The sequence below is a fragment of the Pseudoalteromonas sp. ATL1 genome, from assembly GCF_058933015.1.
Genome location: NZ_JBZYXL010000001.1, coordinates 1,145,001 through 1,169,483, shown reverse-complemented (window position 1 = coordinate 1,169,483; position 24,483 = coordinate 1,145,001). Strand labels below are relative to the sequence as shown.

The window sequence follows — 24,483 nt, the reverse complement described above, 5'->3', positions numbered from 1 at the left end:
GCATTATTTATTGTTGTTGCAAAGATGTTTCGGTGTTAATTTTACGTTTCTTGGCTCAGAGGAGGGAGCGCTCATCAATGAAAAACAACACCGCACATCGCAAGAAAAAGGTTGATGGATTTAAAGCTGAGGTACAGGCCTCGATTCGCATATTACGACGGGAAAAAGGCTGGTCACAAGCCGATCTAGGTCGCAAGCTCGGTGTCGACCAAGCCACCATTAGCAATTACGAGTCGGGAAAAACAGATATGAGCTTTATCCAACTGTTTGAGTTATTCCTAATTTTTGGTAAGGATATTACCGGCACTTACTTTAACTTCTTACCTGATAAGCCATCTCAGCCAGCAAGCCCTGAGCCTCTCGATAATAAGGAAAGCAAATAATGAATATATATGTCGCAATTGATTACGTACCTATATGTAGTATATTAATTGGTCTATGGATGACATGGCAAGTCGCCAGTGCCAGGTGGTTTTTCCTATGTTATTTAACTATAGATGTAATCAGCTTGTCGATGACAGACATAATAATGCAATGGAATACCCACTTTTATATTTTTTGCACATCTCTGACAGTTGCATTTCTGCTGCCCATTGTTTATCGTAAACGTCTTGCTAGATGGATATATAGCAAGACAGGTTATGAATATTTTAATAATGTGCTCCAAACGCATCGCTTTGTACCACAGGAAGCGGGTATTATATGCTTAGCCATTTTGGTTGGGACTGTGAACTTTATTACTTGGATAGAAGTATTACTCTATAAATATAGTTTTTTAAGTAATGCCCCAATAAAGCTCTATGTTAGAGATAACACCGTGGTCTTTGTAAAAATCATGGAATCTCTAGCTTTAATAAGCTATGCGTGCCGAGCGGAATTTAGGGAGAGATTTATCCGTGATAAAAACTATTAGCCCAGAATTACTTAAGTTAGTCATAGGTGGGGGCCTTGGCGGTCCCGGAGAAGGCCCAGTTCTACCAACACAACAGGCTATGAAAGCATCGGGCGGTTAAGTACATTTACCTCACACATTGCCTAGCGTAATAAAAGCCACCTTGTGGCTTTTATGCTTTTTTAGCCTTCATTCCAATTAGTATTGCATATTTCTTTCAATTAGTAGTTAACCTCACACCATTGCATTGCTAGTATGGGCAAACTTGTAGTCTAAGTGAACAATAGGAATGGGGACATTGAACTATATACTAACCACGCAATGCGCCGATGATGTTGGACTCATCGCAAAAATTACCAACCTCTGTTATGAGCATAATCTGAATATTACCCGCAACAACGAGTTTGTAGACAAAGAAGGCGCTCGATTTTTTATGCGCACAGAGCTTACAGGAGAGCCTAGCGCGCAATTTTTACCACAGTTGCGAGCACAACTACCGGCCGGCGCTAAGGTTGCTCTGCACCATGGTGAAAAAACCAAAGTGGTGCTGCTTGCCACAAAAGAAGCACATTGTTTAGGTGGTATTTTGCTTAAACAATTCGAAAATGCGATGAATATTGAAGTGCTCGCAGTCATCGCAAACTATCCGAATCTTGAGCCACTCGCCAAAGGTTTTGGCGTGCCTTTTCACTGTGTGTCTCACCAAGGCTTAAGCCGAGTAGAACATGATGAAAAACTCGCTGAGGCGATAGAGCAATATCAGCCTGACATCATCGGTTTAGCTAAATATATGCGCATTCTAAGCCCTGAGTTTGTGGCACGTTTTAGCAATCGCATCATTAATATTCACCACTCGTTTTTACCTGCCTTTATCGGCGCAAAACCCTATCACCAAGCATTTGAACGCGGTGTAAAAATCATTGGTGCCACAGCACACTTTGTGAATGATGAGCTAGATGAAGGGCCAATAATCGTGCAAGACGTTACCCATGTGAGTCACGCAAACGATGCTGAAAGTATGGCTAAAATGGGCCGAGATATTGAAAAAACCGTGTTCTGTCAAGCCATTCAGCTTGCATCCGAGCACAAGGTGTTTATCAATGGTAATAAAACGGTGGTGTTTAGTTAATAGCAAGCTTTAATCATAAAAAGCGCTGCGGCGCTTTTTTATTTTACTATGCTTCGATAGGTTCAAGCTGCAACTTCGACGCAATCAACACGGCTTGCGTTCGGTTGTACACGCCTAGCTTTCTAAAAATCGCGGTGATATGCGCCTTTACAGTCGCTTCAGAAATATGCAACTCAAAAGCAATTTGCTTGTTCAGTAATCCTTCGTGCAAATACTGTAGTACTTTGTACTGCTGAGGGGTTAAAGACGCCACTTGTTGTGCAAGTTCCCTATCTTCACTTTCTATGCTAGCAACTTCATCTTTCATGCCTTCAGGTAACCAAGTGTTCCCTTCCAGCACTGTGTCTATCGCTTCGGCAATTTGTTGAGATGAAGAAGATTTAGGAATAAAGCCCATAGCTCCGTAGCCAATCACTTTGGAAATAACCGATAAGTCTTCACTACCCGATATTACTACCACAGGTAAACTAGGATGGTCTTCACGAATGCGGATCAGACCGTATAAGTCGCCACTGCCCGGCATGTGTAAATCAAGCAGTAGTAAGTCTAATTCTTCATATTTCTCTAATGCGACTAGCGTGCTGTCAAAGGTATCAGCTTCAAACACAGTCAGCGCTTCAAATCGATTTTGCAATGCACCTTTTAAGGCTTCGCGAAATAGCGGGTGATCATCTGCGATTAAAAACTGATTCATGGTAGGCTCCTAAAAATTCGGCTGTCATCTAAAAAGGTGACAGCCGATATAGTCGTTTAGAATTGAATGTAATTCAAGCTTTTAACGTTCAATTAACGATTTAAGCGATTTTCAATCAGCTCATCAACCACACTCGGATCGGCAAGTGTCGAAGTATCACCTAATTGCTGATATTCGTTCGCTGCGATCTTACGTAAAATACGACGCATAATTTTACCAGAACGCGTTTTGGGGAGGCCCGGTGACCATTGGATCATATCTGGTGACGCGATAGGGCTTAACTCTTTTCTCACCCAGTTACGCACTTCTTTAGTTAGCTCATCAGTTACCACCACGCCTTCGTTTGGCGTTACGTAAACATAGATACCTTGACCCTTAATATCATGGGGGTAGCCAACTACGGCCGCTTCAGCAACCGCTTCATGCGCCACCAATGCACTTTCAATTTCAGCAGTGCCTAAACGGTGACCTGATACGTTGAGCACATCATCCACACGCCCAGTGATCCAGTAATAACCATCTTCATCACGACGACAGCCATCCCCAGTAAAATACACACCTGGGTATGCTGAGAAGTAAGTTTGCTCAAAACGCTCGTGGTCGCCATAAACGGTTCTTGCTTGTGAAGGCCAGCTATCCAGTATGACTAAGTTACCTTCTGTTGCACCGACTAAGTCGTTACCTTGCGCATCAAACAAAGCGGGCGCAATGCCAAAAAATGGACGAGTTGCGGAGCCTGGTTTCATGTCGGTTGCACCTGGTAATGGGGTGATCATGATGCCACCTGTTTCCGTCTGCCACCAAGTATCCACGATGGGGCATGAACCATTACCAATTTTATCGTAATACCAAGACCAGGCTTCGGGGTTAATTGGTTCACCCACTGACCCTAAAATACGTAGGCTAGCGCGTGTCGATGTCGCGGTAGGCTCATCGCCTTTGGCCATCAAAGCACGAATAGCGGTTGGTGCAGTATAAAGAATCGTGACGTTATGTTTATCAACCACTTCACCAATACGCCCAGCCGATGGGTAGGTCGGCACCCCTTCAAAAATAACTTGTGTACAGCCATTTGCCAGTGGGCCATAAGCAATATAGCTGTGACCTGTGATCCAACCCACATCCGCGCTACACCAATAAACGTCATCTTCTTTTAGATCAAACACATATTCATGGGTCATCGATGCATAAACAAGGTATCCCCCCGTCGTATGCACGACACCTTTTGGTTGACCCGTTGAACCTGAAGTATAAAGAATGAATAGCGGGTCCTCCGCATTCATCGCCGTTGGCTCACACGTTGGTGCAACATCAGCAACCAAATCATGCCACCAGACATCATGGCCTTGCCATTCAACTTCACCACCCGTTAAACGATGCACAACAACATGGTCAATTTCCACGCCTGGTTGCGCCACAGCTTCGTCTACATTTGCTTTCAGTGGCACACAGTTGCCGCCGCGACGACCTTCATCCGACGTGATCACCACTTTGGCACCCGAATCTTTAATTCGGTCAGCAATCGCAGAAGGAGAGAAGCCACCAAATACCACTGAATGAACCGCACCAATACGGGCACAAGCTTGCATCGCATAGACAGCTTGCGGCGTCATCGGCATATAAATGGCAACACGGTCGCCTTTGCTTACACCTAACTTTTTCAAGCCGTTTGCCAGTTTGGCAACTTCATCATGCAGCTGCTGATAAGTGATATTCTCACTATTTGCAGGATCATCGCCTTCCCAAATCAGTGCCACTTTGTCTGCTTTATCTTTCAGGTGACGGTCAATACAGTTATATGAGGCATTCAATTCGCCGTCTTCGAACCATTTGATGCTGATATGACCTTTATCAAAAGAAGTATTCTTCACTTTAGTAAATGGTTTAGACCATTCTAGACGCTGTCCATGCTCTGCCCAAAAGCTCTGTGGATCCTCAATTGATTGCTTATAAAGCGTATTATATTTGTCATTATCAATGAGTGCGTTTGCTTTAATCGCCTCAGGAACTGGGTAAATGCTCTGTGACATAGTCATCTCCATATTAATTTATGCGCCGTAAGGCTTTGCCCAAGGATCACTCAGCCAAAGCAAGGAAAGTATTAGACCTTAGTTGTAGAACTTTATGTCACGCCTTACTAGCTTGACATAATCTCAACATCAAACATGTCATGTCTTGGCATGTTTGACACTTAAAAACTTTCAAATTAGTAGTTAATAAACATATAGTTATAAAAAAAAGCTATAGCTAACCCCGCTTTATTTTTTTATTTGTGACATATTCGTTACCACCTTAGTCGTATAGACCAATGGGTAATTGAGGAAAATCGAACCTTATTCAAAAGTGAATATCGACAATTTCTCTCTCGCGACCACATTAACGAATTGGCCGCTATAAAGGAACAACGATTATGACAACATCTTGTAAAACTAAAAAAACACTGGTTGCTGCAAGCGTACTTAGTATTTTTTGTTTGCCAGCGGTGGCAGCCTCTGTTGGTCAAACAGATGTCAATTACGGCGGTTACGTTAAATTGGATGCTATGTGGAGTGACTTCTCTGATGGCACTTTGGGAAGTGGCAATATCGGTCGAGATTTTTATGTGCCAGGTACCACGCCAGTGTCAGCATCCACCTCAGAAGATGCGGTGTTTGATATGCATGCTAGGCAATCTCGTTTTAACTTATCAACCAATACCAAGCTAGACGATGGCAGCGAAATAAAGACCAAAATTGAGCTCGATTTTATCGCCTCAATTGGTGGTAATGAACGCGTAACTAACTCCTACTCGCCAAGAATTCGACAAGCCTACGCAACTTACAAAGGTTGGTTGTTTGGCCAAGCGTGGTCAAACTTTCAAAACGTGGGCGCGCTACCAGAAACACTTGATTTCGTTGGTCCAGCAGAAGGCACCGTATTTGTTCGTCAAGCAATGATGAAATATAGCGTAGGTAACTGGTCATTCTCAGCTGAAAACCCAGAAAGTACGGTAACAACCGCATCCGAATCGCGCGTGGTGACCGACGATGCGAGCATGCCTGACTTTACGGCGAGATATACCTATAACGCCGACTGGGGAAATTTCGTGGTTGCCGCATTGGCACGTCAACTAACTTATAAACTCGGCGCGGCTGATGCGACAGAAACATCACTCGGGATCAGCGCCTCTGGTCGTATCAATTTTGATAAAAACAATGTGAAGTTTATGCTCACGCACGGACAAGGCCTAGGCCGTTATGTGGGCTTAAATGTGGCGAATGGCGCAGTATTTGATGGTAATGACTTACACGCCATCGACTCGACATCGGGCTTTATCAGCTACCAACATCATTGGAGTGAGCAATTGCGTTCAACCTTTTTATACTCATTCTTCTTTGCTGACAATGACGAACACTTGCTCGCGATTACTGGTAACCCCACTAAATCGAGTCAAAGTTACAGCGCTAACCTACTCTATTCTCCGGTCAAAAAGCTCACTTTTGGCGTGGAGTACAAAGTTGCAACACGTGACACCGAAGCGAATGTTGACGGCGATTTAAATCGCTTACAGCTCTCAGCCAAATACGTATTTTAAAACTCTCCCTGTAAAACGAAAAAAGCCCGGACAACCCGGGCTTTCACGCTAAATCAGTTTAATTACAGCTCAACGTCTGTCGCCGCTAAGCCTTGCTCTTCACCTTCTTCAGGCTTGATCGTGGCTTGCAACAACAACATTTCGCGTAATTTGCCCTCGATCTCATTGGCGATCTCAGGATTTTCTTTTAAGAATTTAATTGAATTTGACTTACCTTGACCTACTTTGCTGCCATTGTAGCTATACCAAGCACCTGATTTTTCAACTAGCTTGTGCTTAACACCCAAATCAATTAATTCACCATGTTTAGAAATACCTTCACCATACATGATAATAAATTCGGCTTGCTTAAACGGAGGGGCAACTTTGTTCTTAACAATTTTCACGCGAGTTTCGTTACCGACGACTTCGTCGCCTTCTTTTACAGAACCAATACGACGAATATCAATACGTACAGACGCGTAAAACTTAAGTGCGTTACCACCTGTGGTGGTTTCTGGGTTACCAAACATCACACCAATCTTCATACGGATTTGGTTAATGAAGATACATAAGGTATTAGAGCGTTTGATGTTTGCAGTCAATTTACGTAGCGCTTGTGACATCAAACGAGCTTGCAAACCAACGTGTGTGTCACCCATGTCACCTTCAATTTCCGCTTTAGGTGTTAATGCCGCAACCGAGTCCACAATGACCACATCAACAGCGCCAGAGCGAACTAACATATCGCAAATTTCTAGTGCTTGCTCACCGGTGTCAGGCTGAGAAACCAATAGCTCATCAACGTTCACACCTAACTTTTCTGCGTAAACAGGATCTAAAGCATGTTCAGCATCAACGAAGGCACAGGTTTTACCTTCTTTTTGTGCTTCTGCGATAACTTGCAACGTTAAGGTTGTTTTACCTGATGACTCTGGTCCGTAAATTTCAACAATACGACCTGTCGGTAAACCACCAATACCCAACGCAATATCGATACCCAATGAACCGGTTGAGATAGATTCGATATCCAATGCTTGGCTGTCGCCTAGCTTCATGATTGAACCTTTACCAAATTGACGTTCAATTTGTGACAATGCGGCGTCGAGCGCTTTTTGTTTGTTATCGTTCATTTGCTTCTCCAATTTAGCGTAATGCGCTCAGTATACTGTATAGAATCACAGTATCAAGTATATTTTAACCTTGAATTCGAGAAACTATATTTTTCAAAGCAAAAGCAATAGCTTGCAACCTAACATAACTGCGGTCACCGGTGAATACCTGTTCGTAACAGGTCACACTCCCCTGTATATTGATTGCAAACCAGACTAAACCCACCGGCTTATTTTCAGATCCGCCACCAGGGCCCGCGATGCCAGAAACAGCAACCGCTATATCCGCATTGCCCGCTTTCGCAGCCCCCTTTGCCATTTCCAATACAGTTTGTTCACTTACCGCACCATATTTATTCAGCGTATCAGCGCTGACATCCAGCAAAGCTTGTTTTGCTTCGTTACTGTATGTGACAAAACACCTATCAACATAATTTGAGCTGCCCGGCGTGTCGGTCAGGGCATAGCTAATTCCACCACCAGTACATGACTCAGCGGTAGTGATCGTCAAACGTTTATCCGTTAAAATAGCGCCCAACTGTGCAGCCAGAGTTTTAATCTCTTGGTTTAGCTCCATATTCAACCTCTTAGGTAGATGCATGTCGATAGATTTATATTCAGAACATACTATAAAACAACAAACCCCCATGATGCAGCAATATCTTAGGATCAAAGCTGAACATCAAGATATTTTATTGTTCTATCGCATGGGTGACTTTTACGAATTGTTTTTTGATGACGCAGTTCGCGCTGCGCAGCTATTGGATATTTCGCAAACACATAGAGGTAAAGCGTCTGGCGCGCCGATCCCAATGGCGGGCGTCCCTTATCATGCAGTAGAAAACTACTTAGCCCGCTTAGTGCAAATGGGCGAATCAGTGGCGATATGTGAGCAAGTGGGCGACCCGGCCACCAGCAAAGGCCCTGTAGAACGTAAAGTAGTTAGGATAGTCACGCCGGGCACAGTGACAGACGAAGCTTTACTACAAGAGCGTCAAGACAACTTATTGGCTGCGCTTTGGCAAGACAAACAGCAACAATATGGTGTCGCGTATTTAGACATCAACTCTGGGCAATTCAATATTGTTGAACTAAAAACCGATGAAGCGCTCAGTTCAACCTTGCAACGCCTGCAACCTGCTGAATTACTCTACCCTGAGTCATTTACTAACCTGCATTTAATTGAACAATTTAAAGGTGCTCGCCGTCGTCCAGATTGGGAGTTCGATTTAGATACAGCTAAACACCTTCTTTGCCAGCAGTTTGAAACCAAAGATCTGATTGGCTTTGGCGTAGAGCAAGCGAGCACCGCGTTAGTGGCGGCAGGTTGTGTAATGCAATATGTGAAAGACACTCAGCGCACTGCATTACCGCACATCCGTGCGATCACATTAGAAAAAAATGAACACGCGGTGATCTTAGATGCCGCTACACGCAAAAACCTTGAGCTGACGGTTAACCTCTCGGGCAGCATTGATAATACGCTGGCGCAAATTTTAGATAAAACGGCCACGCCGATGGGGTCGCGCTTGCTGAAGCGCCGTATTCATACCCCAATTAGAAATCGCACTGAGCTGAATGCACGGTTAAATGCCATTTCAAGCCTTATCGAAACGCAGCTTTGCTTGGACACCTATGACGCACTAAAACAGATTGGTGACATTGAACGCGTGGTTGCACGCTTGGCATTGTGTAATGCCAGACCTCGTGACTTAACTCGTTTACGTTCAGCACTGCAAGCACTGGCACCGCTACATGAATTATTAGCTGAAAGTGATGATGCACGTATTCAACAGATCTGCACTCAATCTCCCACATTGCCAAAATTACAGGACTTACTTGAACGCGCCATTATCGACAATCCACCCATCTTGATCCGCGACGGCGGCGTGATAGCGACAGGATACAATGCCGAATTGGATGAGTGGCGCGCGCTAAGCCAGGGTGCCACCGATATTTTAGAAAAGCTCGAAACCAGAGAACGTGAGCGCACAGGGATCAGCACATTAAAAATTGGCTACAACAAGGTACATGGTTTTTATATCGAGATCAGTCGAGCCAATTCGCACCTAGTACCAGCAGATTACATTCGTCGACAAACACTTAAAAATAACGAACGATACATTATTCCTGAGCTTAAAGAGCACGAAGACAAGGTACTTGGTAGCCAAAGCAAAGCGTTAGCACTTGAAAAGCAACTTTATGAGCAACTATTTGAGTTTATTGCCCCTTACTTGGAGCAACTGCAAATCATGGCCGGCGCGTTAGCAGACTTAGATGTGCTGAATACGCTTGCAGAGCGTGCGCAAACGCTAGATTATTGTAAGCCGACTTTGAGTGACAGTGACGAAATACACATCGATGCAGGACGTCACCCCGTGGTTGAACAAGTCAGTAAAGACCCGTTTATCGCCAACCCTGTGCATTTGAACAATGAACGTAAAATGCTGATCATAACCGGCCCAAACATGGGTGGTAAATCAACCTATATGCGTCAAACTGCGCTGATCGTGTTAATGGCGCATATTGGTAGTTATGTACCAGCAAGTGCTGCCAATATCGGCAAAGTCGATCGCATATTTACACGTATCGGGGCGAGTGATGATCTGGCATCTGGTCGCTCAACGTTCATGGTGGAAATGACCGAAACAGCGACGATTTTGAACAATGCCACTCAGCAATCATTAGTACTTATGGACGAAATCGGCCGTGGTACCAGTACCTATGATGGTTTATCGTTAGCTTACGCAACCGCCGATTATCTCGCCCGCCAGTTAGAAGCCAAAACGCTATTTGCGACCCATTACTTTGAGCTAACCGAACTTGCCGAGCAACAGTCAGGGCTGGTTAACGTGCATCTTGATGCCATCGAGCACAATGACACAATTGCATTCAAACACACGGTGTTAGATGGTGCAGCAAGCAAGAGTTTTGGTTTACAAGTAGCGGGACTTGCTGGTGTGCCTAAGGCCGTACTCGCTTTAGCAAAACAAAAATTGCACCAGTTAGAAAATCATCAGAGCGTGGTAGAGCCAATCCCTGCACAACACAGTTTCTCCTTAGAAGAAACCCAGCCTTCGCAATTAGAACATGCGCTTATGGAGATAAACCCAGACAATTTAAGCCCTCGTGAAGCACATGCGCTACTGTACGAATTAAAGCAGCTGCTTTAACCGTTTGAAAAGCAAGAACAAAAAAACCACCATAACGGTGGTTTTTTGCTTTTGCGAAGAGACTTATAACTGCTCAAACAAGCTGTCTGTGCTTAAGCCCTCATGCTGCAAAATATCTTTCAAGCGTCTCAATGCTTCTACCTGAATCTGGCGTACGCGTTCGCGTGTTAAACCAATTTCTCGACCTACATCCTCTAATGTAGACGGTTCATAGCCAAGTAAACCAAAGCGTCTTGCTAAGACCTCACGCTGTTTGGGATTGAGTTCACCAAGCCAATCAATGATATGACTGTTGATATCATTATTCTGCACTTCACTTTCGGGACCATGCCCTTTTTCATCAGCAATAATATCAAGCAATGCTTTATCATTTTCACCGCCGATAGGCGTATCCACCGAGGTGATTTTTTCGTTCAGTCGCAGCATTTTAGTGACATCTTCAACAGGTCTGTCTAAGCACTCTGCGATTTCCTCTGCCGTAGGCTCATGGTCGAGTTTTTGCGTCAGCTCTCGAGCTGTACGCAGATACACATTTAGCTCTTTAACCACATGGATAGGAAGTCGAATCGTACGAGTTTGATTCATAATCGCCCGTTCAATTGTTTGCCTGATCCACCAAGTGGCGTAAGTCGAGAATCTAAATCCTCGTTCAGGATCAAACTTTTCAACGGCTCGGATCAAGCCCAAATTACCCTCTTCAATCAAGTCTAACAACGCCAGACCACGATTGTTGTATCGACGAGAGATTTTTACCACGAGACGTAAATTACTCTCAATCATACGTTTACGAGACGCTTCGCACCCTTTCAAAGCTTTTCGTGCGTAATAAACCTCTTCTTCCGCACTCAGTAAGGGGGAAAAACCTATTTCGCCAAGGTAAAGCTGAGTCGCGTCTAGATTTTTAACGTTCTCATCTTTGGCAAAAATATCATCATCATCATCAACGTCTTCTAACAATTCAGACTTTGAGTCATCAATATCTAGCTCGTCGAGCTTCTCTTCAAAATCGTCCGTTTTTTTGGTTTTCACATTTGCAGTTTGAGCCATACGCATCCTCCCAAGTGAATGAATAGCGACACGATTAAATGCACGGTGCTCGCTACTTACTTGGCAAATATTTAACCGGATTGACAGCCTGACCTCTAAAACGGATCTCAAATCTCAATGCTGTTTTAGTGGCGTCTGTACTACCTATTTCGGCAATTTTTTGCCCAACTTTAACTTTTTGCTGCTCAGTGACTTGTAACTTCGAGTTATGTGCATACGCACTTAAGTAATCATCATTATGTTTCAAGATAATTAAATTACCGTACCCTCTAAGTGCACTGCCGGCATATACCACTACTCCATCTGCAGCAGCCTTAACGGGTGTTCCTTCAACATTAGTGATTTGAAGTCCTTTATAGCCATTTTCTTTATCAGAAAAGTGCTTGGTCACCTTACCTACTGCAGGCCAATGCCAACGCACCTTATTGGAAAATATAGCATTAGATGCGTTGTCATTTTTGCTGCTATGTTTTTGAACATACTCTCGTTGTTTTGGCTTATCAAGCTCTTTTTTATCACTTTTGTTATTTTTTTGTTTCCATTTACTAGACTTATTGCTGCTAGCAGTGTATTTTTTGCTCTTTTTATTTTTATTTTTTGGATATTCAAGAAAAATGAGCTGACCGGGATAGATAACGTAAGGTGACTGGATATTGTTAATTTTCGCGACTGTTCGCACATCTTTATTTGCGCTAAAGGCAATAGCAAATAACGTGTCGCCTTTATGCACACGATAACGATTATTTTTGATATGAATTTTTTGTGTTGAAGTGGCTGTACCAGTTCCGAGTTCTGTAACAGGTGCGGGTGAAGTTCTGCTTGCGCACCCACTTAATAACATACTGATGGTTGCCAACAGCAACAGATATGTTTTAAGCATTATTCACCCTTTACCACTTTGATCTCAATGCAAATAATTTACATTGTATTTAGTTTAAATGATATCACCAGCAATCAAAGGCACAAATCGAACGGGCGCCAGCACATGTCTTACAAACTGCTCGCCCTTTCTTACAAACAAAGTGAGTTGCTGCTCGTGTTCCCCAAGAGGGACAATCAGCGCCCCATCCTCATCTAACTGCTCAAGCAATTGGCTGGGTACTTGCTTCGCAGCGGCAGTCACGATAATCCCAGCAAATGGGGCCTTCGTAGGCCAGCCTTGCCAACCATCACCATGTTTCATGGTCACATTGTATAAATCCAACATGTGAAGACGGCGCTTTGCTTGCCACTGAAGTGCCTTGATCCGCTCCACACTGCAAACCTCATCGAAAAGTTGCGCCAGTATCGCGGTTTGATAGCCTGAACCTGTACCTATTTCGAGCACTTTTCCCTTTACACCTACTTGTCGCAAAACTTCTGTCATTTTCGCGACGATGTAAGGCTGTGAAATAGTTTGTCCCTGTCCAATGGGCAAAGCAGTATTTTCATAAGATTTGTGTTTTAGCACGTCGTCAACAAACAAGTGTCGTGGCACCTCTTCCATCACTTTGAGTACCTTTTCATCGCTTACTCCTTGTGATTTAAGTTGTTCCATAAGTGCACTCGCACTGCGCTTATAACTGCTCAACACGGTTACTTAACCTCATTCAACCAACAAGCCATCGCATCCAAGCTATCATGTGCGGTCATGTCTACCTTCAACGGTGTGATAGCAACATAGCCATGCCTAACGGCGTAGAAATCGGTCCCTTCACCTGCATCGCTTTCATGACCCAGGTTGCCATACCAAAATACATCCCGTCCCCAAGGATCGGTTTGCTTCGTCATTGTCTCCGCTTTGTGTCTAGCTCCTAAGCGGCAAACTTTGACTCCATTCACTTCATTGTATGGGATATCGGGTACGTTAATATTGATGATTTGATCTTTTGGCAAGGGGTGGCTTTGTAACTGTTTAATAATATCAACGGTCACTTGTGCCGCGGTTTCATAATGGGTTTCATACTTTGAACAAAGTGAGACTGCAATGGCAGGCAAGCCCAAATGCCTTCCTTCCGCCGCGGCAGCAACGGTACCCGAATATAGCGTATCGTCACCTAAATTGGCGCCATTGTTGATCCCCGCGACGACTAGGTCCGGCAATGCTTCCATCAATTGATTCACACCAAGATGCACACAATCTGTTGGCGTGCCATTGACAGAGATAAAACCATTATCTAGCTCAGTGGCTCGTAACGGGTTTAATAAGGTCAGTGAGTTACTTGCACCACTACAGTTTCTATCGGGTGCAACAACCGTTACATCTGCAATTTTTGCTAATGCCTGATATAAAACAGCGATGCCTTTAGCGTGCACACCGTCATCATTACTCAGTAGGATCCGCATCGAGTACCTCTTGGTTGATATTATCTTTACTAGCATCACGATGGCGCACCAGCTCACGTAAGACCGCCGTTGCAAAGGTGCCTTTAGGTAAACTAAATGTCAGTTTGATAGTGTTTTTATCTATTGTCTCTACGCTTAAATCTCGTGGAATAAGGCGTAGTGCGCGCCGCTCTGTTTTTAAGCCTAACTGGCCCAGTCCTTGTTGCCAAGCACTATATGGCTCCAACCAAGACTTTTCTTGTGCGACTAAGCCCTTTTCACCTTTACCCACCATGGGCGCAGATAACAGAATGTCTCCACTACTTAGTCGCGCTATGGTTTCATCACTGATGTCTTCTTCAAAAAAGGCATTACTGCCACTGAGCAAAAACACTTCTCGATGCCAGGTTTTCGCCAAACCATGTTCCGACACGCGTTTGCTCACAATATGATTAAAAACATGTGAGCGCGCCGCCGAAATCACTATGCCACGCAGTTTTTTGTCACGGATGTGCTCACCAGCAAATAGACGCTCAGCCATTTCCAGATTATGACCATCATGGCCAAAACGCTGCTCACCAAAATAGTTGGGGACCCCCTGACGTACAGCATTGATGCGTGAAAGAATATCTAAAGGTACGTCAACATTACGCAAAATAATCTTGAATTGGTTTCCACTATGGCAACCCGTTCGGAGTTTACGATTGTGTCTGATCTGCTGTAGCACAAAAAGACCATCGTTGTTTAGTTGGCTAAAATCAATGTCTTTTTTAATCGCCACAGGGACACTAAACCACTGAGTACAAACACCGTGACGATCTTTAAGGCCCGCGTAACTGACATCCCGTGGTGCCACACCAGCGAGCTTAGCGATTTGCTTTGCGACAAACTGGGTATTTTCGCCCTTTTTCACAATTTGCAAGCAAACATGCTCGCCTTCGCCAGTCAGAGGGATGTCTAAAATTTCATCCACCATGAAATCTTCTGGGTTTGTTTTGAAATCACCTTGTGATTGTGGCTCGCCGTACAGGTAATTTAGCGCTTTCATGATTTGAGCAACACCACAACAGCGTGAGCAGAAATGCCTTCTTTTCGGCCTTCAAAGCCAAGCTTTTCCGTGGTGGTCGCTTTAACGTTCACTTGGGAAAGTTCAGCTTCGCAATCGGCAGCTAAATTTGCACGCATCGCATCAATGTGAGGACGCATTTTTGGCGCTTGTGCTACTATGGTGACGTCACAATTACCCAATGCATATCCCATTGACTTCATTTGAGAAACAACTCGGCGTAATAAAATACGACTATCAATACCTGCAAATTCATCCGACGTATCAGGAAAATGCTTACCTATGTCTCCCAAAGCGAGCGCACCAAGCAAAGCATCACATAAAGCATGAATCGCCACATCGCCATCTGAGTGGGCAATAAAGCCCTGTTCGAAAGCTATTTTTTCGCCACAGATGGTTAAGGGGCCTTCACCACCAAATTTGTGTACATCAAAACCATGGCCAATTCTTATCATTGTTCACTCTCTTGCTGTTTTGAAATTAAGAAACATGCCACCTCATAGTCTTCAGGTGTCGTGATTTTAATGTTGTCGCTGCGTCCAGGTACCAACTTAACTGGATGCCCTGCCCATTCCATTGCAGACGCTTCATCAGTGATAGCAACACCGAGTGCTAAAGCTTGCCTTAATGAGTCTTGCAGCGCCCGGTATGGGAAAAACTGAGGCGTTAAAGCCTGCCAAAGCATCTCTCTTGGCACGGTTTCCAAGCTATGCGTCTCGCCACGTTTAATCGTGTCTTTGACTTTAGCGGCTAAAATACCGCCTTGTTTCGTTTCAAGGCACGCAGCTATCAGTTTCTGCATATCCGCCACACGCACTAACGGACGAGCTGCGTCATGCACCAACACCCAATCAGGTTCAACCTCTGACAACGCATCAAGCGCATTAAGTACAGAATCCGCGCGCTCTTTGCCCCCATCAACGCGCCTAATTCGCAAGTCGTTGAGCATGAGTGTTTCATAATATTCATCATTTGGACTCACCGCGACAGTGATCTCGACAAGCCCTGTTAAGTTACTCAACTTAGCCAAAGTATGTTCCAGGATGGTCTGCTCGCCAATTTTAAGATATTGCTTGGGATGATTTACTTGCATACGACTGCCAACACCGGCAGCGGGTACAATCGCAGCAATTTTAATTGCTTGGTTCATGGTGTTGTTTGGGTAATACTCGAATGAAGGTTTCGTTGTCTTTGATCATACCTAGCTCTAGTCGGGCACGTTCTTCCACCCCTTCCAGACCTAGCTTAAGATCCTCAATATCGGCTTTTAACAATTTATTTCGTTTAGAAAGTTTAGCATTGAGTGCTTGATGAGAGTTCACCGCACTTTTTATGCGCGTGTAATCTTGAATACCATTGTTACCCAGCCACAGTCTATATTGGATAAAAACAGCCAAGCAAAGCAAAACTATTTGAAAAAAACGCATTACTCAGCATCCCACAAATATTGGGGGAAAAGGTGAGCACGTTTAATGGTGTCGTTGTTTTGTTGCTTTAACATTGTTCCAATTTATCATACTGGCGAGCAGCATTTCTCTTAAGCTGAGTATACGGGGGTCGATGACCTTCTTATATTGCCATCGATGTCCACAACACGCTGCAACCATCAGCGCTTTTGTGGGTTTGTATAACATAGAATCTGTTTCATGACTGCGCCCTGAATTAGAGAACCAGCCATACTGATTACAGTGTACCCCATTGTCTCTTACTTGATCTACACTGTCCATGACAACCTGGGTGTACCCTGCCTCATTTATGACCACGGGCACTACCTGACCGACTTTAACTTGCGCTGAAAAGTACTCGATGTTTTTCTGCTCATCGATGTCAGGCAATATTCTTTTTTGTGCGGCAAGCCAACTGCCGTTTTGGCTATCAAGCTGTAACGGTACATCACCCTGAGTGATATGCCGCGCTGCCCGCTCAACATAATACGGCAGGCTCAACAGCTTTCTTTGTAGCTGCTCACCTGCGTATTGCTTAGCGAGCAAAGGGATCTCTCTTGCATAAAACACATTAACAAGCTCAGCAAATTGCAAACGCTCATATTCGTTTTGCCATAGATTATTTTGCTTAAGATCCGTAATGCTTTGCTTTGCCACGCTACCTCCACTTGTTGCAAAAGTTATAGCATGGCATACACATGCAAGCTAGCCTTTCATTCTTTGACCAAGCTTGGCCTGACCGCTTTCTAAAAACTGTACAACCGTTTGGCGCTTTTTACCCAAAAGCAAACTACCATCGGCCAAGAACATAAAGTTTTGCCAACAACGCTTAAAAACATCAAAACGCGTTTCCAGTACTTGGTCTCTCGATAAACAAAAATACACGGTGGTGTTATCTTCCCACTTTAAGAACGCACTAATCGCTTCAGGTAAAAGCTCAACTCCATTCTCCCATGGACCTTCCCAATTCACTTGTTCACTCCAAGTGTCATCATTACCTGGCCAGTCCGTTTTAGTGAAAAAATCAGGGTGGTCTTTTTCTCTTGAGATCATGGTGCTCCAAAGCACTGCAGATCGCTCTGTCGTCATCAGTTTAATCGCGTTTAAATCCGCTTGTGAAATGGGTAAATCTTTATGTTTAAACACCCACGCTTTTTTAAATTGGTCTATCGAAATATAATTCATCTTTTAGCCAAACTGGCACCTCTAATAGCGGTGCAGTATACCGTAGCAAGCTAGGAGTGAACAATGCAGCATTCATTGAAAGCAGGGATTTACCAACATTATAAAGGCGCAACATATCAAGTGCATCACGTCGCAACGCATAGTGAAACCAACGAACTCATGGTGGTATATCAAGCTTTGTATGGAAACTTCGACTTTTGGGTTCGTCCTTTAACCATGTTCACAGAGCACATTGTTGTGGATGGTCAATCTGTTCCTCGATTTAAATTTATTGGCACTAAGCCAGAAACCAAGTAAGAGGAAAACTAGAGATAGCCCGTGTATTTGTGGCACACTAACCTCATCAGACCAGATAATAGGAAATCAGTGTGAGCTTTCAAGGTACCGCAAATTATATCGCAAGTAGCGCCCTAAAACAGGCTGTTAATGCCGCTATTTTATTAGAAAAACCTTTATTAATTAAAGGTGAGCCTGGCACAGGAAAAACCTTACTGGCTCAAGAACTGGCGGATAGCTTAAACACGGAGTTAATTCAATGGCACATAAAATCAACCACCAAAGCGCAGCAAGGCCTTTACGAGTATGACGCCGTATCTCGGCTACGCGACAGTCAACTCGGTGATGAAAAAGTGCATGATATCAGTAACTACATTATTAAAGGCAAGCTATGGCAGGCATTTACCGGTGAACAGCGTCCAGTATTGTTAATTGATGAAATTGACAAGGCAGATATCGAGTTTCCCAACGATCTATTATTAGAGCTCGATAAAATGGAGTTTCATGTATATGAAACTGGGGAACTCATTCGCGCCAAAGTGCGACCTATCGTCATCATCACTTCCAATAATGAGAAAGAGTTACCGGATGCATTTTTGCGTCGTTGCTTTTTCCACTACATTGATTTTCCATCTCCTGAACAAATGCAGCAGATCATTGATGTGCATTATCCGGGGATCAAACAAAAACTAGTGCAACAAGCATTGGAGTCTTTTTTCAAACTAAGAGACATTCCAGGACTAAAGAAAAAACCCAGCACCAGCGAGTTACTCGACTGGCTCAAACTATTGATGGCAGAAGACATTGACCTCAGCACATTGCAAGATCACACCCACAAAGGAGGTTTAATGCCGCTATTTGGTGCACTTTTGAAAAACGAGCAAGATGTTAGCTTGATTGAAAAGCTCGCATTTATGAGCAAGCGATAGCCCTATGCTGATCGAATTCTTTTTCACACTGAGAAGGTATGGACTAAAAGTCTCACCCCGAGAGCTTTTAGATTGCCTGAATGCCCTGAACCACGGTTTAGCCTTTGCCAACTTAGATGCGTTTTACGAATTGAGTAAGACCATTTTTATCAAAGACGAAACACAGTTTGATAAATTTGATCGCGCCTTTGCCGATTACTTTCAAGGTATCGAAGACAGCGATTTTCTCTCTCAACTACAAAAAAGTACTCACTTACCCGAAGATTGGTTGCGTAAAGAATTCGAGAAACATCTTAGCGATGAGCAAAAAGCACAGATCGAAGCCATGGGTGGACTAGATAAGTTAATGGACACCCTTAAGCAGCGCTTGGCTGAGCAACAAAAACGCCATGCTGGTGGTAACAAATGGATAGGCACAGGCGGCACTTCGCCATTTGGTGCTTATGGTTATAACCCTGAAGGGGTTAGAATTGGCCAAGACGCTAACCGACAGCGTCGTGCGGTCAAAGTATGGGACAAACGCCAATATCGAAACCTCGACGCCGATAGTGAAATATCGAGTCGTACCATGCAATTGGCACTCAAAAAGCTGCGAAAATTTGCCCGTAGCGGTGCCAGTGATCAACTCGACTTAAATGAAACAATCGCCGCAACCGCTAAGCAAGGTGGGATGCTGGATGTAAAAATGGCCCCTGAGCGCCATAATACAGTCAACGTGCTCATGCTATTTGACATCGGCGGCTCGATGGATGATTACATTCACTTATGTGAGCAACTCTTCAGTGCGGCACATAGTGAGTTTAAGCACCTTGAGTTTTTCTATTTCCATAACTGTGTCTATGAGCACGTTTGGCAAGACAACGAACGCCGCCAAGCAAGTTTGATTGATACCTATCAACTCATTAACCGCTTTGGTAAAGACTATCGCCTTATCTTTGTTGGTGATGCCACCATGGGGCCATACGAAATAGCCTACCCGGGCGGCAGTGTAGAGCACTGGAACCAAGAACCCGGCGCAGTTTGGCTACAACGCCTAACAAACCATTTCGAAAAAGTAGTATGGCTCAATCCGCAGCCTAAAGAATATTGGCCTTATTACCAATCAATTCATATCATCGAAGAAGCTGTGCAAAATCGTATGTATCCGATGACTTTGGAAGGACTCAGTGAAGCTATAAAATCTCTGAGCTAACACATTCATACAGAGTTCTTACAATCCTTGTAGTTTAAGCATGGGAAGTTCAAAAATTAAACTACACTGGTGGTGATGTATCGCCCCTATCTATTGCTACAAGGACATTCTTATGAAAATTAACGGCAAGCAGCCCAACTTTTTAATCATAACTACCGATGAAGAACGCTTTCCCCCGCCCTATGAAAACCCAGAGGCTAAGGAATATAGGCTTAAAAACAGTGAAAGCTTAATGCAAATGCGCCACAACGGCGTTGAATTTGTTAATCACAATGCGGCATCGACCGCTTGTGCCCCAAGCCGCACTTCTATTTATACAGGTCAATATCCATCTCTGCATGGCGTAAGTCAAACGCCAGGCATTGGTAAGTCATCATTCGATCAAAACATGTTTTGGCTAGAACCTAATACAGTACCCACTATGGGTGATTGGTTTCAAGCTGCAGGCTACCAAACTTATTATCGCGGCAAATGGCATCTGTCAGACGAAGATATTTTAGTTCCAGGTACACAGCAAGCATTGGTGAGTAATTCAATATCAGGTCAACCCTATCCACAAAGGCATGAATTATATAGCAAAGCAAATAAGCTCCATAAGTTTGGCTTCAATCACTGGATTGGTCCGGAGCCCCATGGTTCAGCACAAAACAATTGTGGCACAGTCAGAGATCCTGGCTTTGCACGACAAGTATGCGAAACCCTGCTCATGTTGGAAGAAGCAACACGCCAAGGAGATGAGCAACCTTTTCTACTCGTCTCTTCGTTCGTGAACCCCCATGATATTGTGCTTCCTCGCCAAAAAGATTGGTTTGAAACGTTTTATCAAGAAAAAGAGGCGGGGTTACTCCCCTATGTAGCGCCTGCGCCTAGTCAAAATGAAAGTTTAGACTGCAAGCCTCGTTGTCAGAAAGACTATTTATACACCTATCCTCGTATGTATTTACCACAAGCTCCATCTGAGGATTACCGTCAGTTTTATTATTACTTGATGGCTGAAGTGAATAAACATATCACCACAGTTTATGAAACACTCAAGCAGACGTCATTGTTTGAAAACACAATTGTCGTATTTACATCCGATCACGGCGAGCTTCTTGGTGCACATGGCGGCTTGCATCAAAAATGGTATACCGCATACCAAGAGGTGCTAAATGTGCCATTTATCATTTCGAATCCCAATGTATTTAAAAATCGAAACCATCAATTAGACATCACCACGTCTCATGTTGACTTGTTACCAACGTTGTTGGGATTAGCCGAAGTGGATATAGAGTCTACGCGTCAGACGCTGAATTGCAGTCATAGCGAAGCGAGACCGCTTGTAGGCAGAGACTTGTCGCAAATCTTACTTGGAGAGCAACCACCGACCGACGAGGCTATATACTTCATGACCAATGATAATGTTGAAGTTGGGGCCGATATGACAAACCCAGCAACCGGTGTTGCTTACAATAGCGTCGTGCAACCTAACTACATTGAAGCTATTGTCACCACGTTACCTGAACTGACTGGTGATACGCGTTGGAAATACGTACGGTATTTCGATAATGCTCGTTACTATACCGACGAAGACTTTATAGATAGCAAAGAGGTAGATAACCAAAATATAGGGCGTCTTGATTCAAGATATGATCTGAGCCATTTGGTATCTGCGGGCAACCCAGATGGCGTAACGACCAGTCGCTTTATTCCCAGTGAATTCGAATGCTACAACTTAACTGAAGATACCAGTGAAGAAAACAATTTGCTTTCACCGCTTAACCCAATCCCTCTAGATGAAGACGTGTTAGCAGCATTAAAAAGTGTATTGAAAGAGCAGCGTTCTACTAAACGATTGCTACCACATAACCTTAATAAGGTGACTGAAGCACCGAAAGACAAAGAACCTCTGATTATTCCGATCCGAAAATAGCCAAGGGCGAAGGTGTAAAAGGCTAACGACTAACGCAGAGGGATTCAAGGTAAACCCAGGTGAAGGTTGCAGACTTCACCTTGCGCAGAAGTTTCCGCCATACCACTTCGTGGCACAAAACTCTGCACGCAACAAAAAACCCCGATACTTTCGAATCGGGCTTTCTTTTATTAGGACCTGGCGATGTTCTGCTCCACAGCGGCTACTTCCACATGGCAGCTGCCACACTATCATCGACGCTACAGTGCAAAAGGTTAGCGACTTGAGCGAAGCGAAACGCTCTTTTTGCGCAAGGTGAAGTGAGCCAGTTTATAAAGCGCTGAGAGACTAACTTTTTAAAACCCCAAAAAGCAAAAAACCCGTCGCATAAATGCAACGGGTTTCTTTAAATAAAATCCTGACGATGTTCTACTTTCACATGGCAGCTGCCACACTATCATCGACGCTGTTTCGTTTCACTTCTGAGTTCGGCATGGGGTCAGGTGGTTCCAAAACGCTATGGTCATCAGGAAAAATTCTATAAAATCTGGAAAAATTCTGATAATTCGTAAAAATCTACTTTAGTTCAAACAACTTCTGGTTTCATAAAACCACTTTGGCGTTGTATGGTTAAGCCTCACGGGTAATTAGTACTGGTTAGCTTAACGTATCACTACGCTTCCACACCCAGCCTATCAACGTTGTAGTCTCCAACGGCCCTTCAGTTAACTTAAAGTTAAAGTGAGAACTCATCTCGAGGCTCGCTTCCCGCTTAGATGCTTTCAGCGGTTATCGATCCCGAACGTAACTACCGGGCAATGCAATTGGCATCACAACCCGAACACCAGCGGTTCGTCCACTCCGGTCCTCTCGTACTAGGAGCAGCCCCTCTCAATTCTCAAACGCCCACGGCAGATAGGGACCGAACTGTCTCACGACGTTCTAAACCCAGCTCGCGTACCACTTTAAATGGCGAACAGCCATACCCTTGGGACCGACTTCAGCCCCAGGATGTGATGAGCCGACATCGAGGTGCCAAACACCGCCGTCGATATGAACTCTTGGGCGGTATCAGCCTGTTATCCCCGGAGTACCTTTTATCCGTTGAGCGATGGCCCTTCCATTCAGAACCACCGGATCACTATGACCTACTTTCGTACCTGCTCGACGTGTCTGTCTCGCAGTTAAGCTGGCTTCTACCATTACACTAACCGTACGATGTCCGACCGTACTTAGCCAACCTTCGTGCTCCTCCGTTACTCTTTGGGAGGAGACCGCCCCAGTCAAACTACCCACCAGGCACTGTCCTCAACCCCGATTAGGGGCCTAAGTTAGAACATCAAACATACAAGGGTGGTATTTCAAGGTCGGCTCCACGATGACTGGCGTCACCGCTTCAAAGCCTCCCACCTATCCTACACATGTAGGCTCAATGTTCAGTGCCAAGCTGTAGTAAAGGTTCACGGGGTCTTTCCGTCTAGCCGCGGGTACACAGCATCTTCACTGCGATTTCAATTTCACTGAGTCTCGGGTGGAGACAGCGTGGCCATGGTTACACCATTCGTGCAGGTCGGAACTTACCCGACAAGGAATTTCGCTACCTTAGGACCGTTATAGTTACGGCCGCCGTTTACCGGGGCTTCGATCAAGAGCTTCGACTTACGTCTAACCCCATCAATTAACCTTCCGGCACCGGGCAGGTGTCACACCGTATACGTCATCTTACGATTTTGCACAGTGCTGTGTTTTTAATAAACAGTCCCAGCCACCTGGTCACTGCGGCTGTCGTCAGCTTAAGGAGTAAATCCCATCACCAACAACAGCGTACCTTCTCCCGAAGTTACGGTACAATTTTGCCTAGTTCCTTCACCCGAGTTCTCTCAAGCGCCTTAGTATTCTCTACCTGACCACCTGTGTCGGTTTGGGGTACGATTCGAAATAATCTGAAGCTTAGAGGCTTTTCCTGGAAGTAGGGCATCAGTAACTTCACACCCGTAGGTGCTCGTCTCGTGTCTCAGCCTTAAGAACCCGGATTTTCCTAAGTTCTCAGCCTACGCACTTTCACATGGACAACCAACGCCATGCTTACTTAGCCTGCTCCGTCCCCCCATCGCAATTATTCCAAGTACGGGAATATTAACCCGTTTCCCATCGACTACGCTCTTCAGCCTCGCCTTAGGGGTCGACTTACCCTACCCTGATTAACATGGGATAGGAACCCTTGGTCTTCCGGCGTGCGGGTTTTTCACCCGCATTGTCGTTACTCATGTCAGCATTCGCACTTCTGATACCTCCAGCATACCTCCCGGTACACCTTCAACGGCTTACAGAACGCTCCCCTACCCCGCGAATAAATTCGCAGCCGCAGCTTCGGTGGTATGTTTAGCCCCGTTACATCTTCCGCGCAGGCCGACTCGACTAGTGAGCTATTACGCTTTCTTTAAAGGGTGGCTGCTTCTAAGCCAACCTCCTAGCTGTTTTAGCCTTCCCACATCGTTTCCCACTTAACATACACTTTGGGACCTTAGCTGGCGGTCTGGGTTGTTTCCCTCTTCACGACGGACGTTAGCACCCGCCGTGTGTCTCCCGGATATT

23 protein-coding genes and 2 rRNA genes (1 of these 25 cut by a window edge) are annotated in these 24,483 nt (G+C 44.6%); 9 read left to right on the top strand and 16 right to left on the bottom strand.

From position 1 onward, the window contains the following. Positions 1-77: 77 nt before the first annotated feature. The 3 genes from AC5FX4_RS05170 to purU all read left to right on the top strand — a co-directional run bounded on the left by AC5FX4_RS05170 (position 78) and on the right by purU (position 2,021). On the top strand, positions 78-383 hold the full coding sequence (locus AC5FX4_RS05170) for a helix-turn-helix transcriptional regulator (RefSeq protein ID WP_493605407.1): 306 nt from the start codon (positions 78-80) through the stop codon (positions 381-383). Further along, the gene (locus AC5FX4_RS05165) at positions 383-913 is read left to right on the top strand and encodes a hypothetical protein (protein ID WP_493605406.1); all 531 of its coding nucleotides are present in this window, start codon (positions 383-385) and stop codon (positions 911-913) included. The genes AC5FX4_RS05170 and AC5FX4_RS05165 overlap by 1 nt, the downstream gene beginning before the upstream one ends. Positions 914-1,190: 277 nt before the next feature. Next, entirely contained in the window at positions 1,191-2,021 is an 831-nt protein-coding gene (purU, locus tag AC5FX4_RS05160; protein WP_493605405.1) for a formyltetrahydrofolate deformylase, read from the top strand. A 46-nt stretch (positions 2,022-2,067) separates the two neighbouring features. On the opposite strand, the gene AC5FX4_RS05155 is transcribed toward purU, so the two are convergent. Together AC5FX4_RS05155 and acs are read right to left on the bottom strand one after the other, a co-directional pair. Beyond that, positions 2,068-2,715: a response regulator transcription factor gene (locus AC5FX4_RS05155; protein WP_493605404.1), complete on the bottom strand. Its 648-nt coding sequence runs from the start codon at positions 2,713-2,715 to the stop codon at positions 2,068-2,070. A gap of 92 nt (positions 2,716-2,807) precedes the next feature. Then, the gene (gene acs, locus AC5FX4_RS05150; protein WP_493605403.1) at positions 2,808-4,745 is read right to left on the bottom strand and encodes an acetate--CoA ligase; all 1,938 of its coding nucleotides are present in this window, start codon (positions 4,743-4,745) and stop codon (positions 2,808-2,810) included. 380 nt (positions 4,746-5,125) lie between these two features. Between acs and AC5FX4_RS05145 the strand changes: the two genes are divergently transcribed. Beyond that, positions 5,126-6,289: a DcaP family trimeric outer membrane transporter gene (locus tag AC5FX4_RS05145; protein ID WP_493605402.1), complete on the top strand. Its 1,164-nt coding sequence runs from the start codon at positions 5,126-5,128 to the stop codon at positions 6,287-6,289. A 62-nt stretch (positions 6,290-6,351) separates the two neighbouring features. Here AC5FX4_RS05145 and recA read toward each other — a convergent pair whose 3' ends face one another. Both recA and AC5FX4_RS05135 read right to left on the bottom strand, forming a co-directional pair. Then, positions 6,352-7,401 carry a recombinase RecA gene (gene recA / locus AC5FX4_RS05140; RefSeq protein ID WP_493605401.1) on the bottom strand — a complete coding sequence of 350 codons (1,050 nt, stop codon included), beginning with the start codon at positions 7,399-7,401 and terminating at the stop codon, positions 6,352-6,354. Positions 7,402-7,465: 64 nt separating this feature from the next. Then, positions 7,466-7,957: a CinA family protein gene (locus tag AC5FX4_RS05135; RefSeq protein ID WP_493605400.1), complete on the bottom strand. Its 492-nt coding sequence runs from the start codon at positions 7,955-7,957 to the stop codon at positions 7,466-7,468. A gap of 22 nt (positions 7,958-7,979) precedes the next feature. Here AC5FX4_RS05135 and mutS point away from each other — a divergent pair, with 22 nt between their 5' ends. Further along, entirely contained in the window at positions 7,980-10,553 is a 2,574-nt protein-coding gene (mutS, locus tag AC5FX4_RS05130; RefSeq protein ID WP_493605399.1) for a DNA mismatch repair protein MutS, read from the top strand. A gap of 63 nt (positions 10,554-10,616) precedes the next feature. Here mutS and rpoS read toward each other — a convergent pair whose 3' ends face one another. Genes rpoS through AC5FX4_RS05080 form a run of 10 tightly spaced genes read right to left on the bottom strand, consistent with a single transcriptional unit; the run spans position 10,617 to position 17,600 of the window. Continuing rightward, on the bottom strand, positions 10,617-11,600 hold the full coding sequence (gene rpoS, locus AC5FX4_RS05125; RefSeq protein ID WP_493605398.1) for an RNA polymerase sigma factor RpoS: 984 nt from the start codon (positions 11,598-11,600) through the stop codon (positions 10,617-10,619). A gap of 52 nt (positions 11,601-11,652) precedes the next feature. Then, positions 11,653-12,480 (bottom strand): peptidoglycan DD-metalloendopeptidase family protein, encoded by an 828-nt coding sequence (locus AC5FX4_RS05120; protein WP_493605397.1) that lies wholly within the window; start codon positions 12,478-12,480, stop codon positions 11,653-11,655. A gap of 54 nt (positions 12,481-12,534) precedes the next feature. Then, entirely contained in the window at positions 12,535-13,173 is a 639-nt protein-coding gene (locus AC5FX4_RS05115; RefSeq protein ID WP_493605396.1) for a protein-L-isoaspartate(D-aspartate) O-methyltransferase, read from the bottom strand. Positions 13,174-13,175: 2 nt separating this feature from the next. Continuing rightward, positions 13,176-13,925 carry a 5'/3'-nucleotidase SurE gene (gene surE / locus AC5FX4_RS05110; protein WP_493605395.1) on the bottom strand — a complete coding sequence of 250 codons (750 nt, stop codon included), beginning with the start codon at positions 13,923-13,925 and terminating at the stop codon, positions 13,176-13,178. Continuing rightward, positions 13,906-14,952 (bottom strand): tRNA pseudouridine(13) synthase TruD, encoded by a 1,047-nt coding sequence (truD, locus tag AC5FX4_RS05105; RefSeq protein WP_493605394.1) that lies wholly within the window; start codon positions 14,950-14,952, stop codon positions 13,906-13,908. The genes surE and truD overlap by 20 nt, the downstream gene beginning before the upstream one ends. Continuing rightward, complete coding sequence (gene ispF, locus AC5FX4_RS05100; protein ID WP_493605393.1) at positions 14,949-15,425, bottom strand: 2-C-methyl-D-erythritol 2,4-cyclodiphosphate synthase; 477 nt, start codon at positions 15,423-15,425, stop codon at positions 14,949-14,951. Before ispF ends, truD begins: the two co-directional genes overlap by 4 nt. Continuing rightward, positions 15,422-16,120, bottom strand: coding sequence for a 2-C-methyl-D-erythritol 4-phosphate cytidylyltransferase (gene ispD, locus AC5FX4_RS05095; RefSeq protein WP_493605392.1), 699 nt, complete (start codon positions 16,118-16,120; stop codon positions 15,422-15,424). The genes ispF and ispD overlap by 4 nt, the downstream gene beginning before the upstream one ends. Beyond that, a complete protein-coding gene (gene ftsB / locus AC5FX4_RS05090; protein WP_493605391.1) occupies positions 16,104-16,397 on the bottom strand; it encodes a cell division protein FtsB in 294 nt (97 codons plus the stop codon). The genes ispD and ftsB overlap by 17 nt, the downstream gene beginning before the upstream one ends. A gap of 42 nt (positions 16,398-16,439) precedes the next feature. After that, positions 16,440-17,072: a hypothetical protein gene (locus AC5FX4_RS05085; RefSeq protein ID WP_493605390.1), complete on the bottom strand. Its 633-nt coding sequence runs from the start codon at positions 17,070-17,072 to the stop codon at positions 16,440-16,442. A gap of 48 nt (positions 17,073-17,120) precedes the next feature. Continuing rightward, positions 17,121-17,600, bottom strand: coding sequence for a DUF2947 domain-containing protein (locus tag AC5FX4_RS05080; RefSeq protein WP_493605389.1), 480 nt, complete (start codon positions 17,598-17,600; stop codon positions 17,121-17,123). 63 nt (positions 17,601-17,663) lie between these two features. Between AC5FX4_RS05080 and AC5FX4_RS05075 the strand changes: the two genes are divergently transcribed. From AC5FX4_RS05075 to AC5FX4_RS05060, 4 genes are all read left to right on the top strand, one after another. Continuing rightward, the gene (locus AC5FX4_RS05075; RefSeq protein ID WP_493605388.1) at positions 17,664-17,897 is read left to right on the top strand and encodes a DUF1653 domain-containing protein; all 234 of its coding nucleotides are present in this window, start codon (positions 17,664-17,666) and stop codon (positions 17,895-17,897) included. Positions 17,898-17,968: 71 nt separating this feature from the next. Continuing rightward, the gene (locus AC5FX4_RS05070) at positions 17,969-18,805 is read left to right on the top strand and encodes an AAA family ATPase (protein ID WP_493605387.1); all 837 of its coding nucleotides are present in this window, start codon (positions 17,969-17,971) and stop codon (positions 18,803-18,805) included. Positions 18,806-18,809: 4 nt separating this feature from the next. Beyond that, positions 18,810-19,997: a vWA domain-containing protein gene (locus tag AC5FX4_RS05065; RefSeq protein ID WP_493605386.1), complete on the top strand. Its 1,188-nt coding sequence runs from the start codon at positions 18,810-18,812 to the stop codon at positions 19,995-19,997. 112 nt (positions 19,998-20,109) lie between these two features. Continuing rightward, complete coding sequence (locus AC5FX4_RS05060; RefSeq protein ID WP_493605385.1) at positions 20,110-21,909, top strand: sulfatase family protein; 1,800 nt, start codon at positions 20,110-20,112, stop codon at positions 21,907-21,909. Positions 21,910-22,304: 395 nt separating this feature from the next. Here AC5FX4_RS05060 and rrf read toward each other — a convergent pair. Beyond that, positions 22,305-22,419, bottom strand: a 5S ribosomal RNA gene (gene rrf, locus AC5FX4_RS05055). Positions 22,420-22,514: 95 nt separating this feature from the next. Then, positions 22,515-24,483, bottom strand: a 23S ribosomal RNA gene (locus AC5FX4_RS05050) (it continues 914 nt past the right edge of the window).

What these genes read in the sequence shown, in the direction of transcription:
- AC5FX4_RS05120 (WP_493605397.1), bottom strand. Translation starts at nt 12,480, where the DNA reads ATGCTTAAAACATATCTGTTGCTGTTGGCAACCATCAGTATGTTATTA.
- AC5FX4_RS05065 (WP_493605386.1), top strand. Translation starts at nt 18,810, where the DNA reads ATGCTGATCGAATTCTTTTTCACACTGAGAAGGTATGGACTAAAAGTC.
- surE (WP_493605395.1), bottom strand. Translation starts at nt 13,925, where the DNA reads ATGCGGATCCTACTGAGTAATGATGACGGTGTGCACGCTAAAGGCATC.
- AC5FX4_RS05075 (WP_493605388.1), top strand. Translation starts at nt 17,664, where the DNA reads ATGCAGCATTCATTGAAAGCAGGGATTTACCAACATTATAAAGGCGCA.
- ispF (WP_493605393.1), bottom strand. Translation starts at nt 15,425, where the DNA reads ATGATAAGAATTGGCCATGGTTTTGATGTACACAAATTTGGTGGTGAA.
- rpoS (WP_493605398.1), bottom strand. Translation starts at nt 11,600, where the DNA reads ATGGCTCAAACTGCAAATGTGAAAACCAAAAAAACGGACGATTTTGAA.
- ftsB (WP_493605391.1), bottom strand. Translation starts at nt 16,397, where the DNA reads ATGCGTTTTTTTCAAATAGTTTTGCTTTGCTTGGCTGTTTTTATCCAA.
- AC5FX4_RS05165 (WP_493605406.1), top strand. Translation starts at nt 383, where the DNA reads ATGAATATATATGTCGCAATTGATTACGTACCTATATGTAGTATATTA.
- recA (WP_493605401.1), bottom strand. Translation starts at nt 7,401, where the DNA reads ATGAACGATAACAAACAAAAAGCGCTCGACGCCGCATTGTCACAAATT.
- AC5FX4_RS05145 (WP_493605402.1), top strand. Translation starts at nt 5,126, where the DNA reads ATGACAACATCTTGTAAAACTAAAAAAACACTGGTTGCTGCAAGCGTA.
- AC5FX4_RS05060 (WP_493605385.1), top strand. Translation starts at nt 20,110, where the DNA reads ATGAAAATTAACGGCAAGCAGCCCAACTTTTTAATCATAACTACCGAT.
- AC5FX4_RS05135 (WP_493605400.1), bottom strand. Translation starts at nt 7,957, where the DNA reads ATGGAGCTAAACCAAGAGATTAAAACTCTGGCTGCACAGTTGGGCGCT.
- ispD (WP_493605392.1), bottom strand. Translation starts at nt 16,120, where the DNA reads ATGAACCAAGCAATTAAAATTGCTGCGATTGTACCCGCTGCCGGTGTT.
- AC5FX4_RS05170 (WP_493605407.1), top strand. Translation starts at nt 78, where the DNA reads ATGAAAAACAACACCGCACATCGCAAGAAAAAGGTTGATGGATTTAAA.
- truD (WP_493605394.1), bottom strand. Translation starts at nt 14,952, where the DNA reads ATGAAAGCGCTAAATTACCTGTACGGCGAGCCACAATCACAAGGTGAT.
- mutS (WP_493605399.1), top strand. Translation starts at nt 7,980, where the DNA reads ATGTCGATAGATTTATATTCAGAACATACTATAAAACAACAAACCCCC.
- acs (WP_493605403.1), bottom strand. Translation starts at nt 4,745, where the DNA reads ATGTCACAGAGCATTTACCCAGTTCCTGAGGCGATTAAAGCAAACGCA.
- AC5FX4_RS05080 (WP_493605389.1), bottom strand. Translation starts at nt 17,600, where the DNA reads ATGAATTATATTTCGATAGACCAATTTAAAAAAGCGTGGGTGTTTAAA.
- AC5FX4_RS05155 (WP_493605404.1), bottom strand. Translation starts at nt 2,715, where the DNA reads ATGAATCAGTTTTTAATCGCAGATGATCACCCGCTATTTCGCGAAGCC.